The 26,410-nt window shown below is 51.0% G+C and carries 25 protein-coding genes and 5 pseudogenes; 10 read left to right on the top strand and 20 right to left on the bottom strand.

The genetic code is table 11. From position 1 onward, the window contains the following. Positions 1–27: 27 nt before the first annotated feature. From XI25_RS13670 to XI25_RS13620, 14 genes and pseudogenes are all read right to left on the bottom strand, one after another. Positions 28–399 (bottom strand): ABC-2 transporter permease, encoded by a 372-nt coding sequence (locus XI25_RS13670; protein WP_268794508.1) that lies wholly within the window; start codon positions 397–399, stop codon positions 28–30. A gap of 67 nt (positions 400–466) precedes the next feature. Then, positions 467–529 (bottom strand): annotated as a pseudogene (locus tag XI25_RS35795) (hypothetical protein); the annotation flags it as partial. A gap of 92 nt (positions 530–621) precedes the next feature. Continuing rightward, entirely contained in the window at positions 622–1,542 is a 921-nt protein-coding gene (locus XI25_RS13665) for an ABC transporter ATP-binding protein (RefSeq protein ID WP_046679084.1), read from the bottom strand. Next, positions 1,539–1,919, bottom strand: coding sequence for a GntR family transcriptional regulator (locus XI25_RS13660; protein ID WP_046679176.1), 381 nt, complete (start codon positions 1,917–1,919; stop codon positions 1,539–1,541). Before XI25_RS13660 ends, XI25_RS13665 begins: the two co-directional genes overlap by 4 nt. 249 nt (positions 1,920–2,168) lie before the next feature. Beyond that, a complete protein-coding gene (locus XI25_RS13655; RefSeq protein WP_046679083.1) occupies positions 2,169–2,999 on the bottom strand; it encodes a hypothetical protein in 831 nt (276 codons plus the stop codon). A gap of 6 nt (positions 3,000–3,005) precedes the next feature. Next, positions 3,006–3,758 carry a vWA domain-containing protein gene (locus XI25_RS13650; protein WP_046679082.1) on the bottom strand — a complete coding sequence of 251 codons (753 nt, stop codon included), beginning with the start codon at positions 3,756–3,758 and terminating at the stop codon, positions 3,006–3,008. A 26-nt stretch (positions 3,759–3,784) separates the two neighbouring features. Continuing rightward, a pseudogene (locus XI25_RS36885) lies at positions 3,785–5,883 on the bottom strand (hypothetical protein). Between the two features lie 148 nt (positions 5,884–6,031). After that, complete coding sequence (locus XI25_RS13640) at positions 6,032–6,307, bottom strand: WXG100 family type VII secretion target (RefSeq protein ID WP_046679081.1); 276 nt, start codon at positions 6,305–6,307, stop codon at positions 6,032–6,034. A 96-nt stretch (positions 6,308–6,403) separates the two neighbouring features. Next, positions 6,404–6,967: a WXG100 family type VII secretion target gene (locus XI25_RS13635; protein WP_235439863.1), complete on the bottom strand. Its 564-nt coding sequence runs from the start codon at positions 6,965–6,967 to the stop codon at positions 6,404–6,406. Positions 6,968–6,995: 28 nt separating this feature from the next. Continuing rightward, positions 6,996–7,802: a hypothetical protein gene (locus XI25_RS13630; protein ID WP_046679080.1), complete on the bottom strand. Its 807-nt coding sequence runs from the start codon at positions 7,800–7,802 to the stop codon at positions 6,996–6,998. Positions 7,803–7,818: 16 nt separating this feature from the next. After that, positions 7,819–10,503: a type VII secretion protein EssC gene (essC, locus tag XI25_RS13625; RefSeq protein ID WP_442950390.1), complete on the bottom strand. Its 2,685-nt coding sequence runs from the start codon at positions 10,501–10,503 to the stop codon at positions 7,819–7,821. Then, positions 10,403–11,497, bottom strand: a complete 1,095-nt coding sequence (locus XI25_RS36880; protein WP_442950389.1) for a hypothetical protein — start codon at positions 11,495–11,497, stop codon at positions 10,403–10,405. Before XI25_RS36880 ends, essC begins: the two co-directional genes overlap by 101 nt. An 85-nt stretch (positions 11,498–11,582) precedes the next feature. Next, positions 11,583–11,810 (bottom strand): hypothetical protein, encoded by a 228-nt coding sequence (locus tag XI25_RS36875; protein WP_442950388.1) that lies wholly within the window; start codon positions 11,808–11,810, stop codon positions 11,583–11,585. 91 nt (positions 11,811–11,901) lie between these two features. Next, entirely contained in the window at positions 11,902–12,213 is a 312-nt protein-coding gene (locus XI25_RS13620; protein ID WP_046679079.1) for a hypothetical protein, read from the bottom strand. Positions 12,214–12,616: 403 nt separating this feature from the next. On the opposite strand from XI25_RS13620, the pseudogene XI25_RS34615 reads away from it, so the two are divergent. Continuing rightward, positions 12,617–12,858, top strand: a pseudogene (locus XI25_RS34615) (hypothetical protein). Positions 12,859–12,884: 26 nt separating this feature from the next. On the opposite strand, the gene XI25_RS33720 reads toward XI25_RS34615, so the two are convergent. Further along, positions 12,885–13,022: a hypothetical protein gene (locus XI25_RS33720; RefSeq protein WP_200901423.1), complete on the bottom strand. Its 138-nt coding sequence runs from the start codon at positions 13,020–13,022 to the stop codon at positions 12,885–12,887. 382 nt (positions 13,023–13,404) lie between these two features. Between XI25_RS33720 and XI25_RS13610 the strand changes: the two genes are divergently transcribed. From XI25_RS13610 to XI25_RS13600, 4 genes are all read left to right on the top strand, one after another. Beyond that, complete coding sequence (locus tag XI25_RS13610; protein WP_046679078.1) at positions 13,405–13,734, top strand: PadR family transcriptional regulator; 330 nt, start codon at positions 13,405–13,407, stop codon at positions 13,732–13,734. Further along, the gene (locus XI25_RS13605) at positions 13,727–14,104 is read left to right on the top strand and encodes a DUF1700 domain-containing protein (protein ID WP_235439862.1); all 378 of its coding nucleotides are present in this window, start codon (positions 13,727–13,729) and stop codon (positions 14,102–14,104) included. The genes XI25_RS13610 and XI25_RS13605 overlap by 8 nt, the downstream gene beginning before the upstream one ends. A 171-nt stretch (positions 14,105–14,275) precedes the next feature. Continuing rightward, entirely contained in the window at positions 14,276–14,431 is a 156-nt protein-coding gene (locus tag XI25_RS33350) for a hypothetical protein (protein ID WP_160308913.1), read from the top strand. 7 nt (positions 14,432–14,438) lie between these two features. Beyond that, the gene (locus XI25_RS13600) at positions 14,439–15,128 is read left to right on the top strand and encodes a DUF4097 family beta strand repeat-containing protein (protein ID WP_052759602.1); all 690 of its coding nucleotides are present in this window, start codon (positions 14,439–14,441) and stop codon (positions 15,126–15,128) included. A 113-nt stretch (positions 15,129–15,241) separates the two neighbouring features. Here XI25_RS13600 and XI25_RS13595 read toward each other — a convergent pair whose 3' ends face one another. Then, positions 15,242–15,838 carry a DUF2087 domain-containing protein gene (locus tag XI25_RS13595; protein WP_046679077.1) on the bottom strand — a complete coding sequence of 199 codons (597 nt, stop codon included), beginning with the start codon at positions 15,836–15,838 and terminating at the stop codon, positions 15,242–15,244. Between the two features lie 204 nt (positions 15,839–16,042). Here XI25_RS13595 and XI25_RS13590 point away from each other — a divergent pair, with 204 nt between their 5' ends. Both XI25_RS13590 and XI25_RS13585 read left to right on the top strand, forming a co-directional pair. Continuing rightward, on the top strand, positions 16,043–17,020 hold the full coding sequence (locus XI25_RS13590; RefSeq protein WP_046679076.1) for a YpdA family putative bacillithiol disulfide reductase: 978 nt from the start codon (positions 16,043–16,045) through the stop codon (positions 17,018–17,020). Positions 17,021–17,068: 48 nt separating this feature from the next. Beyond that, a complete protein-coding gene (locus XI25_RS13585; protein WP_046679075.1) occupies positions 17,069–17,512 on the top strand; it encodes a DUF441 domain-containing protein in 444 nt (147 codons plus the stop codon). Between the two features lie 69 nt (positions 17,513–17,581). On the opposite strand, the pseudogene XI25_RS13580 reads toward XI25_RS13585, so the two are convergent. Beyond that, positions 17,582–19,328: pseudogene (locus tag XI25_RS13580) on the bottom strand (ABC transporter ATP-binding protein). A gap of 171 nt (positions 19,329–19,499) precedes the next feature. Between XI25_RS13580 and XI25_RS13575 the strand changes: the two are divergent. Beyond that, positions 19,500–20,001, top strand: a pseudogene (locus tag XI25_RS13575) (ADP-heptose synthase). Positions 20,002–20,122: 121 nt separating this feature from the next. On the opposite strand, the gene XI25_RS13570 reads toward XI25_RS13575, so the two are convergent. Together XI25_RS13570 and XI25_RS13565 are read right to left on the bottom strand one after the other, a co-directional pair. Beyond that, on the bottom strand, positions 20,123–20,575 hold the full coding sequence (locus XI25_RS13570; protein WP_046679074.1) for an NUDIX domain-containing protein: 453 nt from the start codon (positions 20,573–20,575) through the stop codon (positions 20,123–20,125). A 48-nt stretch (positions 20,576–20,623) separates the two neighbouring features. Next, positions 20,624–20,941 (bottom strand): HesB/YadR/YfhF family protein, encoded by a 318-nt coding sequence (locus XI25_RS13565; RefSeq protein WP_046679073.1) that lies wholly within the window; start codon positions 20,939–20,941, stop codon positions 20,624–20,626. Between the two features lie 516 nt (positions 20,942–21,457). Between XI25_RS13565 and XI25_RS13560 the strand changes: the two genes are divergently transcribed. Then, complete coding sequence (locus tag XI25_RS13560; protein WP_046679174.1) at positions 21,458–23,215, top strand: ABC transporter ATP-binding protein; 1,758 nt, start codon at positions 21,458–21,460, stop codon at positions 23,213–23,215. Continuing rightward, positions 23,216–25,321, top strand: coding sequence for an ABC transporter ATP-binding protein (locus XI25_RS13555; RefSeq protein WP_046679072.1), 2,106 nt, complete (start codon positions 23,216–23,218; stop codon positions 25,319–25,321). A gap of 178 nt (positions 25,322–25,499) precedes the next feature. On the opposite strand, the gene XI25_RS13550 is transcribed toward XI25_RS13555, so the two are convergent. Then, positions 25,500–26,408 carry an S-layer homology domain-containing protein gene (locus XI25_RS13550; protein ID WP_046679071.1) on the bottom strand — a complete coding sequence of 303 codons (909 nt, stop codon included), beginning with the start codon at positions 26,406–26,408 and terminating at the stop codon, positions 25,500–25,502. Positions 26,409–26,410: the final 2 nt, after the last annotated feature.

Below are 26,410 nucleotides of genomic sequence, written 5' to 3'. Positions count from 1 at the left end.
TGACTTCATGGAAGGACTTCGGTGGATTTACACATCAATACGGCGGAAGATGATTGCAGACAAATGATAAGACAGAACAAGCAGCAGCCCGGATATCCCTATCCCCATCATGATAACCATCCCGCTGTCGATATGAGTTGACGTTACCCATTCTTGCGAATTCTGAATAACTGCATTGATGGTGAAGGTCACCGTGAAGGCAACCAACATGACGACCATTTTCAGAATCTGGCCGCCTTTCGGACCCAGCCAATAATAAAGCGGGTAATACAGGGTAATAAACATGATCAGGCTGATACCCGACACGCAGATTTGAAACAACGTGTAACTCAGTTCTCCGCCCGTAAGGAGGAAAAAAGCCGATTGAAGCAAATAGGTGGCTGCAAGACCCGTCAGCATAAAAAAAGACCGATGACAAATACTTTCCGAGAATGATTTCCCGGCGCGAAAGCGGCAAACTGAACGCATATTTATGAAACGGGTTCAAGTCGATGTTGGAAATGAGAATGATCAGCATGGCCGGCAGCATAACCCCAAGCAGGTTGCCGTTATTGCCAAAGGAAAAAAATACGAGCCACAATAAAAAAAAACCAGGCATACTTGCGTAAAACGATCCAGTCTTTACGAATGAATAATGCCAGATTGCCCAAAGAGCCCCTCTCCTCTCGATGTGTAATACATAATATCCTCCAAGGTTGGCCGTTCATAAAGAACGGAATCGCCAAACAGCCTCACGGCTTCCCCCCTGTCCGGCGACAGCGCTTCAAATCCGTGCGCGGTCTCCCGAAGACCCGCAAAATGCTGCCGGATATCGGCATCCAGAAGCTCGGAAACGCCTTTTACGATGACGTACCTGTCAATCACATCGTCTTTGCTGTCGCTGAATACGACCTTTCCCTGATTCAAAAAGGTTATGTAATCAGCGATGCGGTCCAGATCGTCCGTATTATGGGTTGAAAACAGAATCGTCCGACTCTCGTCCTGGATATATTCGCCGAACAGTTGAAGCAGTTCTCTCCTGAACACCGGGTCCAATCCGGCCGTCGGCTCGTCCAGGATTAACAGCTTCGGGTCGCGGGCCATCGCCAAAGCGATGGAAAACTTCATCTTCATCCCCTTCGAGCAATCCTTCAGCCTTTTCTTTTCCGGCAGCTGAAAAATGTTCATGAGTTGGCGAAGCTTGGGCTCGTTCCAGCGCTTATAGAACGGTGCCGTCATCCGGACGATCTCGCCCAGCGTTAAAAAATCATAAAAAATATTCTCGTCGGAAACATACCCGATGTCTTCCCTAAACGCTCCTTCATCCGTGCTGATCCGCTGGCCGTGCATGAATATCTCGCCCCGGTCCGGTACAATCATGCCCATGATCATCTTGATCAACGTGCTTTTCCCCGCACCATTCGGCCCGATGAGCCCTGTGATATAACCTTTCGGTATGCTGAAGGATATCTCGTCAAGGCAAAAGGAACCGTAGGATTTATTCAACCCCTTCAGCTCGAGTGCAGGAATATCACGGACTTCCATTTTTTCCGAATGAATCATTCGCGCTCCTCCTTATCCAATGTGTATATCATTTCCATGAGCTCTTGAAGTTCCAGAGGAATGCCCCGACTTTCCTCCAAAAGCTCTCTGATCTTGTCCTCCACAGCACGAAGACGCTGCTCCCTGATCATCTCCCGGTTGGCGCCGGATACAAATGAGCCCCTGCCCACCATGGATTCGATCAGTCCCAATTGCTCCAATTCGTTGTAGGCCCGTTTGGTCGTAATGACGCTGATGCCCAAATCCTTCGCCAGCTGCCGGATCGAAGGGAGCGGATCGCCCGGCTTCAGTTCTCCTCGCATAATGCTCTGCCTGACTTGCCTTTCGATTTGAACATAAATAGGCTCGCCGCTGGAATGTGAAAGTAAAATATGAATGTTGCTCACCGCCTGCCTTTTGCTTCAATATTTTCTGATGCGTACATCCCGAACAAGTGTGTATATAAAATAATCAATGTATATATACAATATACACATTAAAATAAGGGGTGTCAATGTTTGGTTAAACGCATCCTTTACAAATCGGCCGATAACCCGATGATCTGTTCCGCCGCAGCCTAAAAAAGCCGGACCTAGAAGGCCCGGCTTTCATGGTTCATTCAATTTGATACTCTCGGGTCGACTTGCCTACCACGATATTTCCAAAAAAGATGCGTCGTCCTCCAGGCCGCCTGTGTGCAAGGAGTTCATCAGCACCTGGACCTGGTCGTCCGGCACCGCTTCCGATATCGGATCCAGATCGTTCAAACCATCGCTATACATCAGCAGCCGGTAACCTGACGGGTTATCCAGCCTGCATTCATATACGTTCGGCTTGCCTCCGACCGGCCCGCACCGTGTGGACCAGCGCTCAGAAGTGTGAAACCTGCCGCCGAAACGGGAAGTGAGCTCCATATGATGCTGAAACATGCGAAGGCGGGAATCTCCCTGCCAGGCCATCCACATTTTTCCTTTTCTCTGAAATCGACCGGGGAGCTCGATACGCCCGCATATGTACATGGCTTCACTGCCTTGGCGTTGTTTCTCCAGGAGAACCTCTTTGAGCAGCTGCGGGATGTTATCATCCACCCGCAGACTGGCGGATTCCCGCGCAGCTCCTTGGGAAAGCTCCATCAGTTTGCTTTCAAGCTGCTGCAGGCCCAGCTCATTTCCGGACCGCAACCAACTCAGAAGACCGCTGCCCAAATACCGGGAAGCAAAATCCCCACGGAAGCTTAAACCGACGCCGTCGCACAGAACGAAGCTGCACACTCCCCCGTCAATGGCAAAAGCCATGTAGTCTTGACCCTTCTCTGACAACATTACGGTTTCAGCCGCTCTTCCGTAAGCATACCTGCACAGAAATTGCCGTTTGACCGACGTAACCGGTTGTTCGAGCGTCTGCTTGCTCTCGTAAACATAGGAATCCGCAGCTTGATCAAGTCCTCTGGGCTGCCGGCCCGCGTTGGAACATCTCATAAGCGCCTACCTTACCGGCGTTGCCGCAGACATCTGGAATCCAATGGATACCAGCTCTGCGCATGTGCCGGGCAGCATCATCAGAGCGCCGGGGCTTAATTGATAATCCGCTTCGACTAACATCTCCCGGTAGCTTTCCGGCAGAACGGATGACATCATTTTAAGCTTTCGGGCATGCTCATCTTCCAGATTGGTGTCCGGCAGAATTCCTTTCCAGCGGCGAGGCTCGCTCACCGGCTGACTCATCAGATGATCCGAAATGAAAATGTTCTCGACGAGCACGTTCCCGTCCGGAACGCTCAAACTCATGATTCTGCGGGCCATCGGCTCAGGGTCGTCCCCGGTTGCCACTCCGTCCGTCATATGGCAAACAAGCGGGGCCGGACAATCCTGCATATTCGGGATTTCGGCCTGCAGGATTCTCTCCGCCTGCAGAAATGCCTTCGCGGAATCCGAAAACCGCTTGGGGGTCAAATCCGGCAAAGAGCCGACGGCCGCGATTTCATCAATTCCCTTAATGCCGTTCAGCAAGTCGTAAACGTCATCGCTGTAGGCAAGGATAGCGATCCGGTAGCGGGGCGTAAGCCGATTGCCCTTGGTCGAACGAAACACCATCTGCCGGATCGCCAGGGACAAGGCATCATAAACGACATCGATCCGCCTCCGTCCCTCCATCAGCATGTTCATCGAAGCGCTGATATCGATTAAGTAAATAATAAGCGCTGGGGTACGCTGAGAAGCTTGAATCGTATAGTTCACGTGTAAACACCTCTGCATTCGGTATGTCAATAACTTGGCAGCCAGAAATTGCTGTCTTCCAAAAAGAGGGTAATGGAGTTTGCACGTATACTCAATTTGCCTACGGTTTTATAATATGCCGCGTCTTTTTGGTACATGGACAAGAAATCGCGGGCAAAATTCCTTGCCCGGGACAGATTTCCGGCTACCTGAGCATTATACACTTTATTATACGTGGCGATCAGGGTCACCACGTTTTCGGACCTTTGCTTTCTCAGCTGCTCCGCTCTGGCTGCCTCCATTTTCGCCTGCTGCCTGCGCGCCTCTTCCTTTCGGCGGGCCGCTTCTTTTCTGGCTGCCTCGGCAGCCCGGGCTTTAGCGTCGGCTTCCGCAGCTTGCTTTTTTCTCTTTTCTTCCAGCTGGGCCAAGTACTGTTCGTATTTTTTCTGCTGGTCGTACTTATCCTGAAGCGCCTGCTTCTTCTTATTGGCTTCAACCTTGGCCAGATAAGCCTCGTATTTGGCCTGCTTCTCATATTTTTCCTGGAGTTCGGCTTTTTCGGCTGCCTGTTTGGCCTTTTCCGCTTCGGCAGCCTTTTTTGCGGGCCGCTTCCGTTTTTTTGCGTTCTTCTTCCTGTTTTAACGCTTCCGCTTTTTTTCGTTCTTCTTCCGCTTTCTTCTCAGCGGCCTGCTGCTCCTTCAGGCGGGCCTCCTCGGCGGCCTTGGCTTTCCTTTGCGCCTCAAGCTTGGCTTCTTCCTGCTGGCGGCTCTCCGCTTTCTCCGCCAAAATCTGGTTCACCGTAAAAGCCGAACCCGCCAGAATGGCGACGGCAGCCGCAGTGGAAATCATGAATTTCTTCGAACCAACGACGGCCCTCCAGCCCTTCTTGGCTGGCTCCGGCGGATACAACTTTTCCTCCAGACCCTTGATCGCAGCGGCCAGCTCCACTTCGAGCGGACTGTCCTTTTTTACGAAATGATAGGCAGACCGGAAAATTTCAAGCGCTCCGGCAAGGTTGCCGGCACTCTCCAGATCTCTTGCCTGATGGAACAAACGGCCTACAACGTTGTCGTTCACTTCCCGGTTGCCGGGGGTAATGCCGAGCGTCTCGGCGGCATGCTGTTCGGCTTGAACAGGATCAACCCGGGGCTTATCTTCCGAGCCGGCAGCCATGAGTTTCGAAGTCCCGGCCGCCTCGATAACCGGCTCTTCCTCCGAAAGCCCTGAAAGCCCGACCAGCCATTCCCCGAAGGTAGGGCAGCTGCTTAAATCCTGGCTGTCCCAGGCGCGTCCGAACAGATCCGCAATGCCCGTGCCCCATCGTTGACCCAAGGATTTTTTTAAGCAAAAAGTACCGCTCGCAAGGCGTCTGCATCTCATGCTGATCAAAATAGCTCTCGCCCCAAGCTTTGGTCACGATGGCCGGGTCGCTCCAACCGAGCATTTCGGCAATGATTACCGCTCCGGCAAAGCGATCGGCGTATGCGCTCCATAAACCGCTGTGTACCGTCCGATGCGCCGCGTAGCCCGGGGAACCGGCCAGCAGCACATCGGGACGGTCCATTTTGGGACTATAGATCTGCTCCACGTCCACCAGCTCGACTGCAGCTGAGCCTTCAGGCAGCTTCACTTCCGAAAAAAACGGAAGCATGACGTTTGGCGCCGACAAGTCGCAATGCGCCAAGCCGCGCTGTTCCATACTCGAACCGATGGCAGCCAGCGCTTTAGCGAGCAGCAGGCTATCGCCGCGTCCCAGGGTTCGCTGATCACTGATTACATCGAACCAGGTAATCCCGTAAACCCATGGCATCATTACGGCATACAGCAGGTCCGGGTATTCCGCAATCAAGTCTCCGTTTCTTTCGGGAGTGAGCACATCTCGGCTGCATACCATCAAACCGGGGATTTCCCGGTAATTCGCCATATGCTCCGATTGATACACCATGGCGGGGATCCGGAATTTCGGAAAGAACACCTTCAAGGCTTTAGCCTCGTGAATCTTTCCGTCTACTGGCAGAAGCTGGTATACAATCCCTTGCCTGCCTGCCTGAGCATAGGCCAGACCAGGAGCCGCGGGATGCTGTCCCACCGTATAGGCCGTTCCGTTTATGATTATTTCATCGCCCGGATTCGGCTGAAAACTCATGAATATCCTCCTCTCGGCATCTTTCATACGCAATTGTTAAAGATGATTCTTACATAAAGCTTCTGGATTGCAAGAAAACCGGGAGTCGTCAAACACCCGGTTTTCTTCTCTATGAACCTATTATATAGCAAAAAGGACCAATTGAAAATTAGCGAGATTCGTCCGCCATGCGGAATTTTTGGGCAATGGCTTTCAGCTCGTTGCTGATGCTGTCAAGCGTCTGCACAAAAGAGTTCATCAGACGACTTGCTTCCTGGAATTCCTGGAAGAAACGCTGTTTGGTCATACCGTCCCATTGGCCTTCCATACCATTCACGGATTGAGTCAGGCTGTTAACGATTTGCTGGCTTTGCTCACCGCTTTGCTTAAATTGATTTGCTACTTGTTCTACTTGTTCAGGCGTAATTAAAATGCGACCTGCCATGTATGTACCTCCTTTGTATTATCGGTTCTGATCAACAATTGTCATCTTATCCTATGTTGGTAAGATTTACAAAATGTCCTCAGACCTAAATTCCAATTACCCCCAACGACCCATAATTGAAACCCAAAATACACAAGGAGTAATCAAATTAGTTGGCGATGCCAGATTGGAAGGATCCGTAAATGTCCATCCTTGACCGTTAAGGGCGGCCTGCTTTGCCGAATTCCCTCCGTCTCCGCTGCTCATGCCGACTGCGGCGGCCGCGGAGCTTGGATTCGAGATAACGGATGAAGAAAGCCCCGATTCCGGCAAAATGGAGCTTCCCCCCTCCTGCTTGGAGGCCGCAAACAGGGCTGTCGGCGACACCCCGCCTACCAAAGCGTGCTCCAGTATCGTATTGTACTGATGATCCGTTTCCTGGAACAAATCCGCTTTTCCCTGCAAATGCTTGCCCATGTTTGCCAAGAGAGCTCCCAGATGCTCTCCAAGGCGTTGGGCCGACTGCCATTCATCAATAACCGCAGCTTTTAAGGAGGTCTCCCACACCAGCGAGTTGATCGCCTGGCTAAGCTGATTCGTAATGGCCGTAATTTGATCGCCGGATTGCAAAAGCTGACGGCTTAATGTCCGGAGCGATTCCGGTTCGACAGATATACGCATTGGTCCTCACCTTTCTAACGGGCTCTCGTTACTGTTTCAGCCACATAAGGAGCATATGATGAAACTGCTCCTTGGTTGCAGGCGCTGCGGTCAGCCAATCCTGATCGCCCTGAAGACTCATCCGCAGCAACCAATTCATGGACTCATTTGCGACAAACGCTGCATTTTGACTCTCCCAGTTGTACCCGTTCCATATGGACAGCTGAAGTTCCCCCGAAGAAACCCGATTTTTCAAACATTTTGCCAGTGCTATCGATCCTTCCGCATCGTCAGTCAATCTTGCCAGCCTGTCGCTGATTTCATCGCTGTTCGTATCGGAAGCACAGGTGTAAATATCCGCAAATTCTTTACGGCTCAGCAGCAATGCGGGTATCTCCCCCAAAGGTTGATCGCTGAGAGCCAAATCCTCCACAAGCTTATTGCATGTATCTTCAATCGAGCCCAGCTCGCTGAGCATGTAGCACGAATCGTTTTCTCCGCACTTGCTTACTTGTATTACATTTTCGTCGGTTACGTGCAAATATCCTTCAAACGATTTGCCGCTATTCTCGTACTTCAACCAACAGGCACGCTCCGCCAGCCCCGCGATGGCTACGCGGGATAACACTTCGGGCGGTATCGATAGTTCCCCGCTCTCCTCGCGTATCAAATAACGCTTATCCAGAAGGGATCTTTTCGCGGCCTCCCATTCCCCGGCAATTTCCTCCGCCAGATAACCGCTGAAGGGGTCTTCTACCCCAAGCAAACGGTCCGAGCCAAGAATGCCCGCGAGAAAGAAAAATTCCTTATTGTCAAGCGTTATCGTATCCTGCTTGGAAGCATGAATCGTCAACATTATGAGCCACCTCCCCTCAAACTACAACATGCCATCGGTCGCGAATTTCTGTGACCCATTTTTGGGCGTTCCATATTTCGTCGAACGGAACTGCGCCTTTAATTCTGGAAAATTTTCGTTTTACGTAGTACCCCTGTCCCGGCGGAAGCAATTTTAGGCCCCCGGGACTATTGGCAGATTCTGAAAACGGGATTCTAAAGAACGACAAATCGTTCGAATCCAGGGTCCCGAATAAAAATCCGGATTGCGACGCTTTAACGTCCGTAAACCAATCCACCCCAAAGGTCGGAAAATCAGCCGGAACGCCGGAAAGGACGACATGCACCTTCCGGTCTCTTCCAAGTCTCACAATCGAAGACAGCTGATCTTTTATTGTAAAATCATTGAGCTGCTTACTCATGACATCGGCATCATCGATGAATAAAATAATAGCCGAATCGTTTCCTTCTTTTGTGCGGTTCTGCACTTTTTCATAGAGCCCGGCAATCAGCGGGGCCAGCTCCTCTTCGCTTTCGGCATGACCGCGCACATGCGGCAGATGCCTGAGCCGGCTGAGTCCGCTGCTTCCATAACGGGTATCCACCGTATAAATCTCCAGCTCTTCGGGAGATGCATGAAGAGCAAGGGATAACATCCAGCTTAGCAGGAACGACGTTTTGCCGCCCTCCATCGGGCTGGCCACGATGAAATGAGGCCCTTCTTCCAGATTAACCAGGAATGGGGACAGATCGTCCGTCGAGAGTCCGACCGGAACCTGGAACCTGCCTGCGCCCGAAACCTGTTCGTAAGGCTGATCCATTCTTAACAGCTCGGACAGGCTTATTTTTTCCGGCAGCGGGTTGATCGAAGGGGCTCTTTCGCCGCTCCATGAAGCGCTGATTCGCTGAATAAGGCTCCGAAGCTCGGCGGAGCGCTGTCCTTCATCCTGTCCCGGCGCAGGGAGCGCCGTTTGGAACTCCATCGGCGGAACCTGGCCTTTGACAAGGCCTCTTCCCGGCGGAAGCTGGCTCGGCGCTCTTGACGGACGTCCGACCGCGTAATAGTAATCGGCCGGGTCCGCCAGTTCAAAGGAAACGGCATGGGATATATTGCTTCGGACTTTTTCGAACATATCGGATATCCGGTTTGCGGTGATGACAAAGGTGATGCCGAGACTGCCGCCTTCGCGCAGCAGGTATTCAAGCATATCGTTTTCATCCGGATACGAGTTCCGGAAATTTAGGTAACCGTCGATGACGATGACCAGTTGCGGCACGTTGATCGACATCGAGCGGCGATAGGCCGCGATGGTTTTTACCCCCGCGTCCGCTATCATATCCTTGCGGATACCGGCGGTTTTCGTCAGGAATCGGAACAATCGTTTGATCCGATCCTCCTCTTCCGCATTCATCACGCCTCCGATGTGGGGAAGACCGGAAAAGTCGCGCATCATCCGGCCCATGTCCACCAGATACCCATGCCATTGGTCGGGTGAGTATCTTACGGCCAAAGACATAAGCATGGTCTGTATAAAAGTCGTTTTTCCCAGGCCCGGCATCCCGTAAACCGCCCAATGGCCCTGCTCCAAGTTCAGCTTCAAAGGTCTTTGGCACTGGTTCGGCAGATCATCCAACATACCGGCATAAGCGGTTAAAGGGGCATCGCCGAACACCGCGGCCGACCCTTCGGTTTCCTCCGCCAGAATTTCATCCAGATCCAGGACTTCCGGCAGAGGCGGCAGCCAAGGCCCTTGAAGTCTCTCGATCCCTTCTTCCCGGGCGATATCCGCCAGACGGTCGATAAATACTTGGAGCTGTTTAGGCATTTCCTCCCGATGTGCTCCCGAAGGATGAGAAGGCATCAGCATCGGTTCCATTTTCCCGTTCAAACGGACTTCCTTGATGTTGATCAGGCCTTCCGAATCCTGCTTCTCGATATAAGGAGCGCCGCTCCAGGCAAACTGCATCTCCTCAAAAACCTCGTCGCTTCCGACCTGGAAATACCCTCGGCCCGGCTTATTGATCCAGGCCGCATTCGGTATTTTCAGCATGTCGCGGCTGTCTCCCTCGCTTTGAACGCGGAGGCAGATTCTAAACCGCGAGTTGCTCCAAATCTTGTCGTCCACGACCCCGGCCGGCTTTTGGGTGGCCAGGATCAGGTGCACTCCTAACGTTCGGCCGATGGCGGCTATGCTGATCAGCTCATCCATAAACTCCGGCTGGTCCTTTTTCAGCTGGGCGAATTCGTCGATAATGATGACCAAGTGCGGCAGCGGTTCCCCATGCCTGCCGCGAAGCAGTTTATAATACTCGTCAATGTGCTGCAGATTACCCGCGTCGTTTAGAATTTTTTGCCGCCGGACAAGCTCGGCTTTTAACGATATTTTGGCGCGTTCAATCAGATTGTTGTCCAGGTTAGTGATGGTACCGACCACATGGGGAAGATGAAGAAACGTATTGGACATCCCCCCGCCCTTATAGTCGATAAGCATGAACGCAAGATCATGCGGATGGAACTCGGCCGCAAGCGACGCGACGATCGATTGGATCACTTCGCTCTTCCCCGATCCCGTCGTTCCTGCGATCAATCCGTGCGGCCCGTGGCCGCCCCGCTCGATTTTATCATGCAGGTTCAGATTGATTTTTTTTATTTCCGGCCCGGACGCCCATCGGGACGGGAAGCGTATCCGGATACCGGTTTTGCTGCCAACGCCTCTTGACATCAAGCTCCATGATCTTCTCGATTTCCATCATTTCAAACAACGTCAAAACCGGCGGGATATCCGAAGCGGAGGAACGCTTCAGGCGGATAGGAGCCATGTAACGCGCTAAAGCCTCCATCTGTTCGCGGCTGATGCTGTCCGATTCGTATGACTGCTGGCCTATATTTCCGGCCTTTTTGATGGTATAAGCTCCCTCAGCCCGCTCGACCTCGACAATGAGCTGGCAATGCATGGGCAGGCTTTCCTTGCGGTCCGACAAAATAATGGTCACCGCGTCAACGGCTTCCCCGTCCTCCAAAAGAAGCGGAAGCAGCGGCTCTTCTTCGATGAGATGGCTGTCGGAAAGAATGACGACGTACGCCGGAATCTCGACGGACTTCCTGCCGTACTCCGATCGGTTGCTTTTGCGGCGGTACAGCTGCATGAAAATCTCATCCGCCAGCTGATGGGCGCTGCTGCGCCGGTCAGCCAGATATCTGATGGAACGGTCATCGTCCCAGGAATGCGGAAACCAGCGAAGCCAGTCCCACTCATGAGCTTCCTTTTCCTCATAAAAAGCGGCGATCTTGACCTCGTCAGGCGAATGGCGAACGGTGGTTTGAGCCAGTATGACACGCAGCGCATTCAGCACGTTCTCGCGTCCTCCAACCACTCCGACCACCTTGGATTCAAACAGGGGCAAAGTGATTGATGCTTCCTCGACCGTCTCAAATTCGGAAGCCAAATCCTCGGCAGCTTGAATGAGGGGATCCTTCTCATAGCCGTCAGCTCTCGGGGGGCGCACCCGTATATGGAACGGTACCGTCCCTTTTCCGATACGGGCCTTCAAAAAGTCGTCGTCCTCGGGCGATCTTTCCCAGAGGCTGCTGCTCCGGTTTTTCGCGACTTGAAAGCATACATCCGGATCGCCGTGGATTTCGTACATCAGCTCCACCTGGTCCTTCTGCCGTTCTTTCAGCTCCTCGCGATGCAGATTAAGCTGCGAACGGTACATGAGGTTCCGTTCCGCCAACTTCCGCTGGTATGTTTTTTTTGTTACCCAGATACATAAAAAAAGGGAAGCGTATATGAGGTGAGCATCATAAATATAGAAAGCAAAAAAAAAAGTAGTTGTTGCTGCCCATTTTTCCGCTCATATTCAAATAAACGTAGAAACCGATCGTAACGGCGGTCATAATAACGGGAATGATAATCGAAATTAATGAAAATGAAGGCTTGTTGGGCTCTGAAGGAGGTCTTAATATCTCCATCTCTTCCATATGAAGCGCAGGCTTGATTCTTGGCGAACGCTGGTACAAGACGTTCATCGTGGTCCTCCCCCTTAAAATCTCGGAAACAGTCGAAATTTAATATGTATGATGTGATTCTAGCAGAAATCAAAGGGTTATTTACCCCAATTCATGTTTCTTGAAACAGCGATCTTCTTCCGTACACGGGCGCTTCCTCATCGGTCGTAGAGAAGGCCCGTTGAAGGCGAATGTATGCACCTTCCCTGAGTCCCGCCTCCACGATCGTGGGAACTTCTTCCACGGTAAACCAAAGGCCTTCCGGAAATTTCGCTTCCAATATATATTGAATGCCGGGACTCGAAGGTTCATGAAAAAGCCGGAGTCCGAGCAATTCGTTCAACCGGGTGACGGAGCATTCATCCGGAACGTCGATGTCAAACCAGTCTTCTTCGTTGCGCCCGCTAATCACGGTGAGAATCATCTGAATTTTCCTGCCCTTCTATATATCGTAATAGTGTATTCCCTGTAAAAGGGCCAATCCCTATATCAAAGGGGTTAAAAAATAGGTTACAGTATTGTAACTGTATCATCACACGGTCGATCCTGTCAATTTGTGTCATATTTCCTATTTCCTATTTTGACTGCGGATAGCATGGTTCAAAAGAACCGATTTTTAGAATGAAACAGGGAAATGGACCAAAATTTGAATGTTTACGTATACGTAATTTGCTTAATGCAGCCTATTTTATAAGCAAAAAAGAGAGTTCACAGAAATGTCACTCTCATGAAAGGCGTTTTTGATTTGTTTTCAGAATTTAAGGTTATTTTAAGATTGGCCGTTTATAATGCAAATATCATGAAATAACTTTTCGTGAGGTGATAGGATGAAAACGCTCATTATGTTTCAAAACAAACCGGTTCCCGTCTACTTTACAACGGAGAACAAACAGCCGGTACAGAAGGTACTTAAGCTATTGACCAGCGCGCTTGACCATAAAATACAGAACGGTAAAAAAAGCGCTCAAAAAAATGCCTCAACTCCCTCATCAGCATTGAAATCGAAGGATCCGAGGCAATTCTTCACAGCAAAAGTGAAAACGACTCTCTTGCGCTATCCCTTTTCTAAAAAAGGGATAGCCCTTTTTTTGAATTTTATCGGCAGCGAAAATGGCGCTCTTCCGCCGTCTGGGCCTTGCGGATGCGAATTTGGAACAGCTTAACCAGATTCAGGCGAGTGTGCAGCTTGGGGGAGCTGTCCAGTTTTCTTAATATAAATCGATCGATGGACATGCCGTTCACTCCTTACATGACAAGTTAGGGAAAGGAAAATTTTCCTAATGCCCGTATTTCCTATTAACCCCTCTTTTGCAGATTAAAACGCCCAAAACCTCGCCGCATCGGCTTTTTCAAAGCTTGATTCAGACAAGCGGCAATCCCGAAGATCCCCGTTTATTCCATATATTGACCCTTCAAACCGCTTCCCTTTCATTCCGTCCGAATATATAGTATGCCAAACGTTTTCCTGCAAGAACACGTTTTTTGATAAAAATGTTGGGGAATTTAGGTGTCAGTATATTGCATTAATCAGTACCTGATGTTATTCTCTATATAGCTAATGTTTAATATTCAGTACCTGTTCTTTATGAATTCATGCACGATTGGAGGAAACGCTTTGGATGTTAGTGTTCAATTCAAAAAAGGGGTGCTTGAGCTGTGCGTCTTGGTTCTCATTCAGCGCAAGGACCAGTACGGATATGAGTTGGCCCAGTCTGTATCGCGCCATATCGAGGTCGCCGAGGGCGCGCTTTACCCTCTTTTGAGGCGGCTGGTCAACGAAGGATACTGCAGCACGTATCTTCAGGAATCGTCAGAAGGCCCGCCCCGTAAATACTATAAGTTGACGGAGAGCGGCAAAGCTTACATGGAAGCCATGATCAAGGAATGGAAATCGTTTGTTCAAAACGTGACTAATCTGATAGAGGAAGGAAACGAGGATGAATAAAAAACAATTCTTATCCATACTGGAAACACGGCTGGCTCCCCTCCATCCGGAAGAACGCCGGGAGCTGATCGGCGATGTGGAAGCCCACTTTGACTTTGGCCTGCAAAACGGGCGTTCCGAAGAAGAAATTGCCCGTGAACTCGGGGACCCTTTTGAAGTGGCCCGCGAAGCGCTTGGAGACCGTTTTACGGATATGCCGGTGTATCTTCCCTCCAATCCGTCGATTATAGGCCGCATATTTATCTTGATCGGTCTTTTTTTTTACCGGGCTTATCGCCGTCCCTTTGCTGGCCGCTTTCTGGAGCTGCGGCATCGGGTTCGCTGCTGCGAGCGCGGGAGGCATTGCAAGCCCTGTACTCCTGCTAATTGACTATTTGCTTAACGGCAACTTTTCCCCGGCTAAGCTGTTCATGTCCATATCTCTCGTTGGCGTCGGCATCCTGCTTGCTTACCTTTCCCGTTGGATCTTTATAGGGTTGTGGGTGATGACCAAAGGCTACGCCGGATGGAATATACGTATGATGAAAGGAAGATCGGCTCGATGAAGCATAAATTTATTATAGGAATCGCCTTCGCTCTTATTTTGATCGGGGCCATCGGCATGGCTTACAACAAGTTCAAATTCGAAGCGGATTACCCGGCGCACCAGCAGAAATGGACAGTTACGGCCCAGGATCTCAAAAAAACTCGCGATTGAAGGAAATGTGGACATTGAGGTTTCGTTTGAGCCCGGTAAGGGAAGCGAAGGTTATATCGATTTCCAAGGGAACGTACACCAGGAGGTTATTGACCGGCTGAAACAGCTGAAACCCGAAGGCTCCGAATTTAAAATGGACTTGACCCCGCCCGAAACCTTTCGAGTATTCAGCGTAAACCTGCAATCGGCGCGAGGAAAAATCCAAGTTGTTCTCCCTAAGGGCACGCGGCTTGATGAACTTAGCCTTTCCTCGTATTCCTCGGACCTTGAAGTTAGCAGCGGCACGGCTAAGAAAATGAAAATAAGCTCATTGTCGGGCCACATCAAGCTGAATGATATCACCGCCGATGAACTTATATTAAACAATCATTCAGGGGATATATCGGGAGCCGGCATCACGGCAGGAGTCAAGGCGAAGACCCTCTCCGGCGGCATCGATTTGAAGCAGCTGGAAGGGGAAAGCCGTTTGGAAAGCCATTCCGGATCTGTCGAGCTGACATTAAAAGGCGTGTCTTCAATTGACGTCAAGACCCTGTCGGGCGACGTTGATATCATTCCGGACCCGGGCTTTGACGGTTTTTATGAAGCGACTACGCTTTCCGGCGACATTACTACTCCGAAATCGCCAAAAGAGAGCAAACATACCATTAAAGTGGATACCCACTCGGGCAACATCGATATCGATCCGGCGAAATGATCCCTTTATAAGTTATGGCAAAAGCCTTCCGCTTGGACTTTTTTCCCGAGCAGAAGGCTTTTTTCGGCTCTTGTTTCAATAGAAATTCCTTGCTCATTCCTTAATGCCGGCACTTATTTGGCCTCTTCCCACCTGCTCCACATTTCCCGCGGATTCAGAACATAAATGCCTTGCTCGCGGTACATAAAATGATGCATGATGAATTCCCTCCGGATTGTCGCAAAATCCTCATGATACCGTTTAATGAATTCGTTGATTTCCTTTTCGCCGTATTGGCGCCCGGGTTCCAGCTTCTCGGCGAGGAACTCGAAAACGATTAATTTCTTTTTATACTGGGCCGGAATTTGGCGCAGCCTTCCGTCTTTGGTAAAAAAGTTTTTAAGCACGGATTCCCGAACCGTTGCATGGTCTGCGGCCATCGTTCTCTCACCTCCTTCCTTTCCGAAAATAAAGGCCAATGAAGCTTCGTGCACCTGCCGTATAAATTCCGGATTCAGGGAAAAGAATATGATGTTCTTCTCCCTCCGCTCCCGGATCATATTCGCTTCGCGAAGTTTGGAAGCATGATGCGTAACCGTCGGCTGGGATAAGCTCAACTTATCGGCGAGCGATTGGCCGTTTAGTTCGCCCATGCCAAGCAGCATCAAGATTCGCATTCTGTTTGGATCGCCGAGCAGTTTATGCACGTTCACGATTTTATCGAGCTGCATTTTGCATCCCGCCTTTGACATTTTTTTTAATTTAATAATTATCTAATTAGATGTTAATCTAATTCATTTCGGCTGTCAATATTTCTCTTTTTTTACGCTTCCGATTTTACGGCAATTGGCAGTGATTATGGATTTATCTCGACAATTGCGGTAGGATTAATATTGCTGATTACTCGTTACGCTAACTACATAAGGAGGTTCACCATGCTGGACGTATTGATCATCGGTGCAGGCCCCTGCGGATTATCGGCAGCCATCGAATGCGGTAAACGCGGCCTGTCCACAGAACTTATCGATAAACACAATGTCGTGCATTCCATCTACTTGTATCCGACCCGCATGCAATTTTTCAGTACTGCGGAAATGCTGGAAATCGGCGGCGTGCCGTTTGCCATATCGAACGACAAGCCGTATCGGGACGAGGCGCTTGCTTATTACCGCCGGGTAGCGGAGCATTATAAACTTCAAATATCCGCATACGAGGAGGCCATCTCCATCCGGAAGCAGGACGACGGTTCATTCAGGGTGGACACCCGCAAACGCGGCGGCGTCGAAAGCTTCAGGGCTGCCAAGAACGTTGTCATCTCGACCGGTTACTTCGACCATCCGAATTATATCGGAATTCCGGGCGAGGACCTGGATAAAGTAACTCATTACTTCAGGGAAGCCCACCCTTATGCCGGAATGAAAACCGCCATTATCGGCGGCAGCAATTCGGCGGTCGACGCAGCCATGGAATTAATCCGCGTCGGCGCGGAAGTGTCTGTTATTTATCGCGGCAAGGAAGTATCGGAAAACATCAAGCCATGGGTCAGACCCCTGTTTGAAAGCATGGTAGGTAAAGGCCGAATCCGGCTTTATACGGAGTCTCAAGTTACCGAAATCCGAGAAAACTCGATAACGATCACCGCGAAAGACGGCTCCGGGCAGATCGTTGACAATGATTTTGTTCTCGCGATGACCGGCTTCCGGCCGGACCGCAAACTGCTGTCCTCTTCCGGCGTGGAACTTGACGAGGAGATGGAAAAACCTCGTTATAATCCCGAAACCATGGAGACGACGATTCCCGGCCTTTATGTCGCAGGCGTTATCGCTTCCGGACGGAATGCCAACGAGGTATTTATCGAAACGGGCCGTCTTCACGGAGGCTTGATCGCGGAGCATATTGCCGCCCGTCCATAAAACCTAACGAAGCACGTCATCAGTTCAGTAAAGGAGTTGGCGTACAAGATGGATGTCACCTCGCTCATTTTGCTTGCCTTGGCCGCACTTGGCATCATCAGCAGCAATTCCCCAGTGACCATTGCGATGATCGTTCTGCTGCTGATCCGCGTAACCGGGTTGCAGCAGGTTTTTCCTTGGTTGGAAAAGTACGGACTGACCATTGGCATCATCATCTTGACGATTGGCGTGATGTCGCCGATCGCCAGCGGAAAAATGAGCCTGCAGCTCATCGGGGAGTCTTTTCTTAACTGGAAGTCTCTCCTTGCGATCGGCGTGGGAATGCTGGTCGCCTATCTCGGCGGCCGCGGGGCCGTCCTGATGGGAACCAACCCCACCATCGTGGCCGGGCTCCTGGTCGGAACGGTCCTTGGCGTCGCCCTCTTCCGCGGCGTACCCGTAGGTCCCCTGATCGCGGCGGGAATTCTGTCGCTGCTGATCGGCAAGTCTTAATTGCGCGATATATATTGAAAAAGGCTTTCCCGCGGCATGAACTGCCGGCGGGAAAGCCTTTTTTGTATTCTAGGACTCCAAATGCTGAACGTTATATAGACGGGCGTAACTTCCGTTCAACTCCATTAATTCGTTGTGCGTCCCCTGCTCCGTAATCTGCCCGTTCTCCAGCACGACGATTTGATCGGCATGGGTGATCGTGGACAAGCGATGGGCAACGATCAGGGTTGTGCGGTTGCTCGACAGGGATTGCAGCGCCTGCTGGATGAGATGCTCGGATTCCAGGTCAAGCGCGGATGTCGCTTCATCCAGAACAAGGATTTCGGGGTCTTTCAAGAATACCCTGGCGATGGCAAGACGCTGCTTTTGACCTCCGGACAGCTTAACGCCGCGTTCCCCCACTTCCGTGTCATAGCCCTGCGGCAAATTCATGATAAAGTCATGGGCATTGGCCGATTTTGCGGCGCTAATGATTTGTTCCTCCGAGGCTTCCGGGTTTCCGAACAGGATATTCTCACGGACGGACCCGCTGAACAGGAAATTGTCCTGCAGCACCATGCCGATCGAACCGCGCAGGCTGTCGAGCGTCACGCCGCGGACGTCCAAACCGCTGATTTTCACCCGGCCCTTCTGCACATCGTAAAAAACGCGGGATCAAGCCGATCAACGAGGATTTTCCGCCCCCGCTCATGCCGACAAAAGCAACCGTCTGGCCCTGCTCGATCGTCAGGTTAATATCCTTTAGTACCCAGCCCGCATCATCGTTGTATTGAAACCATACGCGATCGAACTCGATCCGGCCGGCGGACGGCAGCTTCCTGGCATCGGGCGCATCCACAATATCGTAAGGCTCGTCCATCAGTTCCTTCACGCGCTCCAGCGAGGCCGTAGCCTGCGTCAAGACGGTTGAGGAATTGATCAGTCTCCGGAGGGGGGCATACAGCCTGTCCAAATAACCGAAAAAGGCAACAAAAGTCCCCAAGGTTAAATCGCCTTGGATGACCCGGTAACCGCCATAGCCGATGACAAGAATGGGGGCAATATCGGTCAACGTGTTAATGATCGAAAACGTCAAGGCATTCCAGCGGGTCTGTGCCATCGCCTTTTTAAGGAAATTGCCGTTAATCGCTTCGAATTTCTTTTGGTCATAGCGTTCCAGCGTAAAGCTGCGGATGACCGAAATGCCCTGGATCCGCTCATGGAGATAGGCCTGAATTCCCGCCAAAGCCTGCGATCTGTCTTTTGTCAGCTTCTTAAGCCGCTTATAAAGCAGGTTGACCGCAATCGCATACAAAGGCAGCACCGAAATGGACACCAGGGTCAATACCGGGTTCATAACAAACATGACGATCAGTACAAACGTTAAGGTGAAAATATCAAGCCATATATTCATCATGCCGACTTCTACCAGGTTCTTGGATTGTTCGACATCGTTAATAAAGCGGGAAATCGCTTCCCCCACCTTCGTGTTCTGATAGTACCGGAGCGACAAACGCTGAAGATGGGCATACAGCCGGTTACGCATATCGAATAATATGCGGCTTGTGATAAATTGCGCGAAATACTGCCGTAAATATTCCACCGGTCCCCTGACGACGATAAACAGCGCCAATGTCCCGAGAAGGATCAGCATCAGCTGTTCGATCTTTTGCTCCACGCCAAGATCGGGATTGATAAGCAGCCCGTCGACGACGTATTTCATGATCATCGGCAGAAGGAGCGGAATGGAGAACTTGATCATCCCGATGATCAGGGTTAATATAATCCATTTTAAATAGGGTTTAACAAACGGATAATAAATCTTCCATGTCTTCAATAGTAAAAACAGCCCCTTTCCTGTACATCATTCATGGTGCGGGACGAAATCAACAATTGCCCGGACAAGTTTACGGTTCTTCAATAAAGCCCAGCTGTTGACTTTTGTCCGCCGCAATGCTTTGATAATGCTAAACTCATTTATTACGGTTTTGCCAGCAGGAGGATTAACATGAGTACAGTATTTGTGACGGAAGCCGTCATGCTCGCGATTTACGGACAGCTTCTTGTGCCGCCAAGACCTGTGGAATACATCATACCCTACACAACCGTCCTGGAATTATACGAGTTATTAAGCTCCGACGAGCCGCTGATGCACAACGCTCCGGATGAACAGCATGTCCGCACCAAGATCAGCGAGCTTATCGATTATTTTGAGGAGCCGCTCAACAAGAAAAAAAATCGACCGCGCCCTTCAGGTTCCCTGGGCCAAAAGCCCGTCCATTCCCGTCGGTGAAATGACCCTGGTCACCATCATGAACGCCATGGACACGGCACCTTACGGCGAATTGTTCGACCCTGTCGAAACCGAAATGCTGGCCACGGCCCAGCGAATCGAAGCGCCTGTTCTGACAGACCAATATGAATTGATCCAGCGAATTATCGATGCGTCCATCCCGGTTCAGGTATACGATATCGATGATTTCGATTTTGCGCTCGAAGAAACGACATAGTGCAAGCCGCCGTTTACAGCAAACCCCTGCCATGCCTGGTCAGGGGTCTTTCGGCGCGAAAAAAAATTCCCCTTTCGGGGAATCCCGTCACCATAAACATGATTTTTCTAAAACAAAAAACTCAGCGTATTTGGCAGCGGATCATGTCTATCAGCGGACCGGTTACCGAGTCCATGGGCGGCAGCAGATCGAGGTCAAAATACTTTAAGGAGACATCGCTTTCCGGGGGCAGGTCTATCGCGCTTCGAAGCCCCGACGCGGAATATACGCCGATAACATAATACTCCTCGTCGCCGTTTCTGTACTTTTTCATGTACTGCGGACCCGATATCAGGTTGATCAGCCGCATGGCATCCGCAGTCAGGCCGCTCTCTTCCCAAAGTTCTCTGGCAGCCGCATCTTCCATCGATTCTCCCGGCTTTAATTTACCGATCGGAAGTCCCCATACGTCCTTCGCCTGCCGTTTCAAAAGCAGGATTTCACCGGATTCGTTCAGCGCGATAACCGCTGCTTTGACCCGGATCATCGACCGCTTGCCTATGTACTGACGGATATCGCGGTGATATAGGTTCATCCTCGGGAACCTCCTTTCCGGACAGGATAAAGCGCTTCAGGCAAGTTACTACGCCTGGTCTTGACGGTCAGCGCCTTCTTCTTTATAAATATACGAAATATCGTCAAGGGATTCCTCATACTCCACATGAAGATCATATCCCTTCAGGTACCAAAGATCACTTTCCTCCATGTAAAACGTGACATCCCCTGCCTGCTGCGTTATCCCGGGATCAGTGGGTTCTTCCACGGAAATGCCGAGAGAAAAGCCGGGGTGCAGACCGCCGCCGGAGCTGTAACGAGGAAAAAATCGGACAAACATGCAGGCATTCAGTTCAAGCTCTTTCACGTACCAGCGCGCTGCCTCATGACTGACTTCAATGTTCAAGCCTAACACTCTCCTTCGAGGGCAGTATCTATCTCAAACCTCATCTTTCAATGGTGTATATGTATCATAACGCATATGCGTACAGGGTTACAAACCTTTTATGTTAAAAAAGCGGCCACAGGGCATGAGCCGTATTTCATAAAATTGGTTTGACAATTCCCGTTCCCCGGTGATAAAATTCAGTCCATACGAGATCTTCTTCAATTTATTGTAAATTTAAAACGAAAGGGTGGTTAAAGTGTTCAATACATTCATTGTCTATGCTGATCGTCATATGCATAACCTTATACAATTGAATACTGACGACGCCCTGCCGGTACTCCCTCAATTTTGATACGGGTTCTGTAAAGGTTTACTGAACTGCAAGTATCTCTTACGCACGGTCGTCGTTGCCATTCCGTGCGCATGATAAGTTAATGAATGAAGCATATCATCCGTTCCAGGAGATGATATGCTTTTTTTGGTTTAACGTATGAATTGAGCCTGAAGCCCGCACATGAAAGGAAGGGATTTTTTTTGTTTGCCGTACTCAAAAATTTAGGATGGTTTTTCAAGCTTGAGAAGAAAAGATACCTGATCGGGTTATTCTTTCTCATCCTGTGCGGAGGAATTGAACTGATTCCCCCGCTTCTGCTGGGAAACGCCATCGACGACATTGTCCGTAGTTCGATTACCTGGGCTTCCCTTGCCAAATACGTGTTCCTGATTCTCGGAACGGTCGCGGTCATCTATTTAGGTACATATGTTTGGATGCATCGCATTTTCGGGGGAGCCAACCTGGTTGAGCGTCTGCTCCGTACACGTTTCATGAACCATTTGCTTGGCATGCTCCCGCCCTTTTTCGAGAAAAACCGGACCGGTGACCTGATGGCCAAAGCCACAAACGACATTCGTTCCGTCGCCGCCACCGCCGGGTTCGGCATGCTGGTCATGACCGATTCAACGGTATTTCTCATCGTTGTTTTGTTTGCCATGGGATTTATCGTCAGCTGGAAGCTGACGCTGGCGGCGATTTTGCCGCTGCCGATCATTGCGATCGGCATGGTCATTTACGGCAAAGCCATCCATAAGAGATACACCGCCGCACAAGACGCCTTCGGGGTCATGAATGACCAGGTGCTTGAATCGATAGCCGGTATCCGCGTCGTTCGGGCTTACGTCCAAGAACGCGAAGATCAGCGCCGCTTTCAGGAGATTACGGACGATGTTTACCGCAAAAACCTGGCTGTGGCCAAAGTGGATGCCCTGTTTGAACCGACGATCAACTTTTCCATCGGACTCAGTTATGTCATCGGACTCGCTTACGGCGTTTACATGGTGTTTCAAAATCAAATCACGCTCGGAGATCTCGTATCGTTCAACATGTACCTCGGGATGATGATTTGGCCCATGTTCGCCATCGGCGAGCTCATCAATATTATGCAGCGGGGCAATGCCTCCCTTGACCGCGTAAACGATACGCTAGCCGTCATGCCGGATGTCGTGGATCCCGTAGAGCCTGTCGACGTGAAAACACCGGATTCCATCGAATTTCATCACGTAACCTTCCGTTACCCGACCTCAAGCGTCGATAACCTGAAAGATGTTTCTTTGACTCTGCGCAGCGGCCAAACGCTGGGCGTCGTCGGCAGAACCGGCAGCGGCAAATCCACGCTGCTGAAGCAGCTTTTGCATGAGTATCCTGCAGGAACGGGCGAGCTGCTGATCTCGGGCGTTCCCGTCGATCATTTGTCCAAGGACCGGCTGCATAGCTGGATCGGGTATGTACCGCAGGAACAGATCCTGTTCTCCAAAACCGTAAGACAAAATATTCAGTTCGGCAAAAAGAACGCCTCCGACGAGGTCATTATGGATGCCATCGCAACCGCGGCGTTTGACAGGGATCTGAATACGTTGTCCGACGGCCTGGACACGCTCGTTGGCGAGAAAGGCGTGGCCCTTTCGGGAGGGCAGAAGCAGCGGGTCTCTCTCGCCCGCGCCTTTATTTCCGATCCGGAAATCTTGATTCTGGATGACGCGCTTTCCGCCGTCGACGCCCGGACGGAAGCCCGGATCATCGAGAATATCCGAACGAAACGCGCAGGCAAAACGACACTCATATCCACCCACCGCCTGTCCGCCGTACAGCATGCCGACTGGATCGTCGTGCTCGACGAGGGTGCCGTTGTTGAACAGGGAACCCATAACGATCTGCTGGCATTGAACGGATGGTACCGCGAGCAATTTGAACGCCAGCAGGTTGAAAATAATCTGAACTCCGAGGAGGTGTCTTAATTGACCCATCCCGATCAAACGATATCCAATCAATCCGGAATTGCCAAACGGCTTTTCCGATACGCTTTAACCGCAAAGGGCACGTTCATCGCAGCCCTCATCATGCTTGCCATCGGCGTTGCCGCCGAGCTGGCCGGTCCGTTTATCGCGAAAACGATGATTGATGACCACATTCTGGGGATCGAGAAGCCTTATTATGAGTCCTCGTCGCCGGAAAAGTCAGCCTCCTATCAAGGCAGCCATTATAAACGGGAAGACCATTTCCGGGATGAAGAAACCCGCGGCAAGGAAGTTCGCATCCTGCAAATCGGGAGCAGCTTTTATTTCGTTCCGGAGCGGGTTGAACGCACGGAAGGCGATCGCTCCTTCCAAGACGGGGTCCTGACCATTTCTTACGGGAATGAGAGCTCGCAGTATCCCGCCGCCAAGCTGTCTACTTCCGAGCTCTTCGCCTTTTTTGAGCCGGAGCTTCCAGGAATCTATAGATTGGTCGGTCTGTTTCTGATCGCCATGGTGGTCTCCATGATTGCGGTATTTGCACGAACCTACTGGCTGCAATCATCCGCCAACCGCGTCATTCAAAAGCTGCGCACGGACGTGTACGCGCATATCCAGCGCCTGCCCGTGCATTTCTTTGACAACCTGCCCGCGGGCAAGGTCGTATCCCGGGTAACGAACGATACCGAAGGCGTAAAGGATCTGTTTGTGGCCGTTTTGTCCAATTTCGCTTCAGGTGCCATTTATGTAACCGGGGTGTACGTTGCACTGTTCCTGCTTGATGTGCGGCTGGGCCTGATCAGCCTGTTCGTGATTCCGATGCTGGTCATCTGGACCGTGCTTTACCGGAAATTCGCCACCAAATACAACGTGGTGATCCGTTCCCGTCTTAGTGAAATAAACGCCATTATCAACGAATCGATCCAGGGGATGCCGATCATTCGCGTATTCCGCCGCCAGAAGGCGACCCAGGAAGAGTTTGAAGCATTGAACGAGGATTACATGGCTCATCAGAACAAAATGCTCAATTTGAACTCCCTGACAACCCACAACCTGGTCAATGTGCTCCGCAACCTTTCATTTGTCGTCATTTTATGGTACTTTGGGTCCGCCTCGTTGAACGGAACAGGCATTGTATCCATCGGGGTGCTATATGCCTATGTCGATCTGATGGGACGCATGTTCCAGCCGATCACCGGCATGGTCAACCAGCTTGCCGCGCTGGACTCATCCATCGTTTCCGCCAAGCGGGTCTTCGAATTGATGGACGAGAAGGGCGAAGCGGTCACCGACGGCTCGATGCCCCGCTATAAAGGCAATGTGGAATTCAAGGATGTTTCTTTTGCTTACAAGAAAGATTACGTGCTCAAGAACATATCCTTTGAGGCTAAGCAGGGTCAAACCGTTGCGCTGGTCGGCCATACGGGATCCGGCAAGAGCTCGATCATCAACCTGCTGTTCCGCTTTTATGATCCGCAAGAAGGAACCATTACCATTGACGGCCAGCCCGTCACCGACATTCCGAAACAGTGGCTGCGTCAGCATATGGGAATCGTGCTGCAGGATCCGTACCTCTTTACCGGTACGATAGCCTCCAACGTCAGTCTCGGAGACCCGCGCATAACGCGGGAACAGGTCGACAAAGCCCTTTGCGATGTCGGCGCCGATAAACTGCTCGGTCATCTGCCGCAGGGCTTTGACGAACCGGTGATCGAAAAAGGAAGCACCTTGTCCGCCGGCCAGCGGCAGCTGATTTCCTTCGCCCGGGCATTGGCGTTTAATCCCGCCATCCTAATTCTGGATGAGGCAACCGCCAACATCGATACGGAAACCGAAGCGCTGATACAGGATGCGCTCGAGGTACTGAAAAAGGGACGCACCACGTTTATCATCGCCCACCGCCTCTCCACGATCCGCAGCGCCGATCAGATTCTGGTTCTGCACCGCGGCGAAATTGTGGAAAAGGGATCCCACGATGAGCTGATGGAGCTTCAGGGACGGTATTACAAAATGTATCAGCTGCAGCAGGGCTCGATGCAGCCGCCGCCGGAACAGAAAGAAGCCGCTTTTGCGGCAGCTGCAGCAGAAGCGGCCGGCGGCCTTGCATAACGCCAACCGAACAGTCTCGTCGTCCCTCTCGTGCGAGGAGACTGTTTTTAGCAAAAGAAAAACGTCTCTGTCGGCGTATTAACTGAAGAGAAGCCCCGCCAAGCATGCGCCTGGCGGGGCTTCTCTAGTTTATTGCCGATTCGTTTCCCAAAATATCGTGGTAGATCTCGCGGTTCGGTTACTTGGCCGCTCTTACCTTTACGGTGAACTTTGATGGTACAAACACATCCACGGATGACTTGGAAATGACCTGCGGATACATTTTTCCCGGATCCGGACCAATCACTTTGTAGTAAACCACGGCTTCCGAATCGGTAACGAAATCAATGGAATCAACGGCGATACTGTAGCCGGGGTTTGGCAGACCGTCCTTCGTGATGACAACCTTGTTTACCTCATCGGTTACTTTTACGACTTTCGTTGAAATGCCTTCCTCGGCCGTATCATCCTGGCCCGGAGTATTATGCTTATGCTCTGCTATAAACTTCATCGCGGCATGCGTCATTTTTGCGGCTTCGATCCGGGTCAGGTTTTCTTTGGGATGAAACTTGCCGTCCTTATCAAGGTCGGTTATGTCGGTTAACAACAGGAATTGAACGGCTCCTATGCTCTCCTTCTTCATCTGATCCTCATCAGCCACATTGATGTGCATCAAGACTACGGGATAATTCCCCGTCTCCGAGATGGCCGAATACAGCAGATTGGCAAAATCCTCTCGGGTGACCGGTTCATTCCACTTCGTCTCGTTCGAAACCGGAAGTCCGTGCATGGCCGCGATTTTCACGGCATCCGCATACCAGGCCCTATCCGGTACGCTGCTGAACGATTTCCCCGAATAGTTCGGATAAGCTTCCAGCCCCGTCGCTTTTATAACCATTTGAATCGCTTGCGCCGCCGTAATCGTCTTCTTCGGAGCAAACTTGTCGGCGGTGATTCCTTGGATGATCCCTTTGGACTGCAGCGCTTTTACGATGGCCAGCTGGCCGCTGTCCTCTATATCGGTAAAGGCAAATGCGGATGCTGCGCCTGCGCCGAGAAGGGATGATGAGATAAGAAGGGTTGTTACTATTTTCATCGTTTTTTTCATGG

It is taken from the genome of Paenibacillus sp. DMB20 (assembly GCF_000987955.1).
GTDB lineage: Bacteria > Bacillota > Bacilli > Paenibacillales > Paenibacillaceae > Paenibacillus_AQ.
Note: the sequence above shows the minus strand (reverse complement) of the source record. Positions and strands in the feature narration are given on the sequence as shown.

Bases quoted from the DNA above. Each gene is read 5' to 3' on its own strand.
- XI25_RS13670 (WP_268794508.1), bottom strand. From the start codon at position 399: ATGCTGACGGGTCTTGCAGCCACCTATTTGCTTCAATCGGCTTTTTTC.
- XI25_RS13665 (WP_046679084.1), bottom strand. From the start codon at position 1,542: ATGATTCATTCGGAAAAAATGGAAGTCCGTGATATTCCTGCACTCGAG.
- XI25_RS13655 (WP_046679083.1), bottom strand. From the start codon at position 2,999: ATGAGATGTTCCAACGCGGGCCGGCAGCCCAGAGGACTTGATCAAGCT.
- XI25_RS13640 (WP_046679081.1), bottom strand. From the start codon at position 6,307: ATGGCAGGTCGCATTTTAATTACGCCTGAACAAGTAGAACAAGTAGCA.
- XI25_RS13635 (WP_235439863.1), bottom strand. From the start codon at position 6,967: ATGCGTATATCTGTCGAACCGGAATCGCTCCGGACATTAAGCCGTCAG.
- XI25_RS13630 (WP_046679080.1), bottom strand. From the start codon at position 7,802: ATGTTGACGATTCATGCTTCCAAGCAGGATACGATAACGCTTGACAAT.
- essC (WP_442950390.1), bottom strand. From the start codon at position 10,503: ATGTCAAGAGGCGTTGGCAGCAAAACCGGTATCCGGATACGCTTCCCG.
- XI25_RS36880 (WP_442950389.1), bottom strand. From the start codon at position 11,497: ATGTACCGTTCGCAGCTTAATCTGCATCGCGAGGAGCTGAAAGAACGG.
- XI25_RS36875 (WP_442950388.1), bottom strand. From the start codon at position 11,810: ATGAACGTCTTGTACCAGCGTTCGCCAAGAATCAAGCCTGCGCTTCAT.
- XI25_RS13620 (WP_046679079.1), bottom strand. From the start codon at position 12,213: ATGATTCTCACCGTGATTAGCGGGCGCAACGAAGAAGACTGGTTTGAC.
- XI25_RS33720 (WP_200901423.1), bottom strand. From the start codon at position 13,022: ATGTCCATCGATCGATTTATATTAAGAAAACTGGACAGCTCCCCCAAG.
- XI25_RS13605 (WP_235439862.1), top strand. From the start codon at position 13,727: ATGAATAAAAAACAATTCTTATCCATACTGGAAACACGGCTGGCTCCC.
- XI25_RS33350 (WP_160308913.1), top strand. From the start codon at position 14,276: ATGAAGCATAAATTTATTATAGGAATCGCCTTCGCTCTTATTTTGATC.
- XI25_RS13595 (WP_046679077.1), bottom strand. From the start codon at position 15,838: ATGCAGCTCGATAAAATCGTGAACGTGCATAAACTGCTCGGCGATCCA.
- XI25_RS13590 (WP_046679076.1), top strand. From the start codon at position 16,043: ATGCTGGACGTATTGATCATCGGTGCAGGCCCCTGCGGATTATCGGCA.
- XI25_RS13585 (WP_046679075.1), top strand. From the start codon at position 17,069: ATGGATGTCACCTCGCTCATTTTGCTTGCCTTGGCCGCACTTGGCATC.
- XI25_RS13570 (WP_046679074.1), bottom strand. From the start codon at position 20,575: ATGAACCTATATCACCGCGATATCCGTCAGTACATAGGCAAGCGGTCG.
- XI25_RS13550 (WP_046679071.1), bottom strand. From the start codon at position 26,408: ATGAAAAAAACGATGAAAATAGTAACAACCCTTCTTATCTCATCATCC.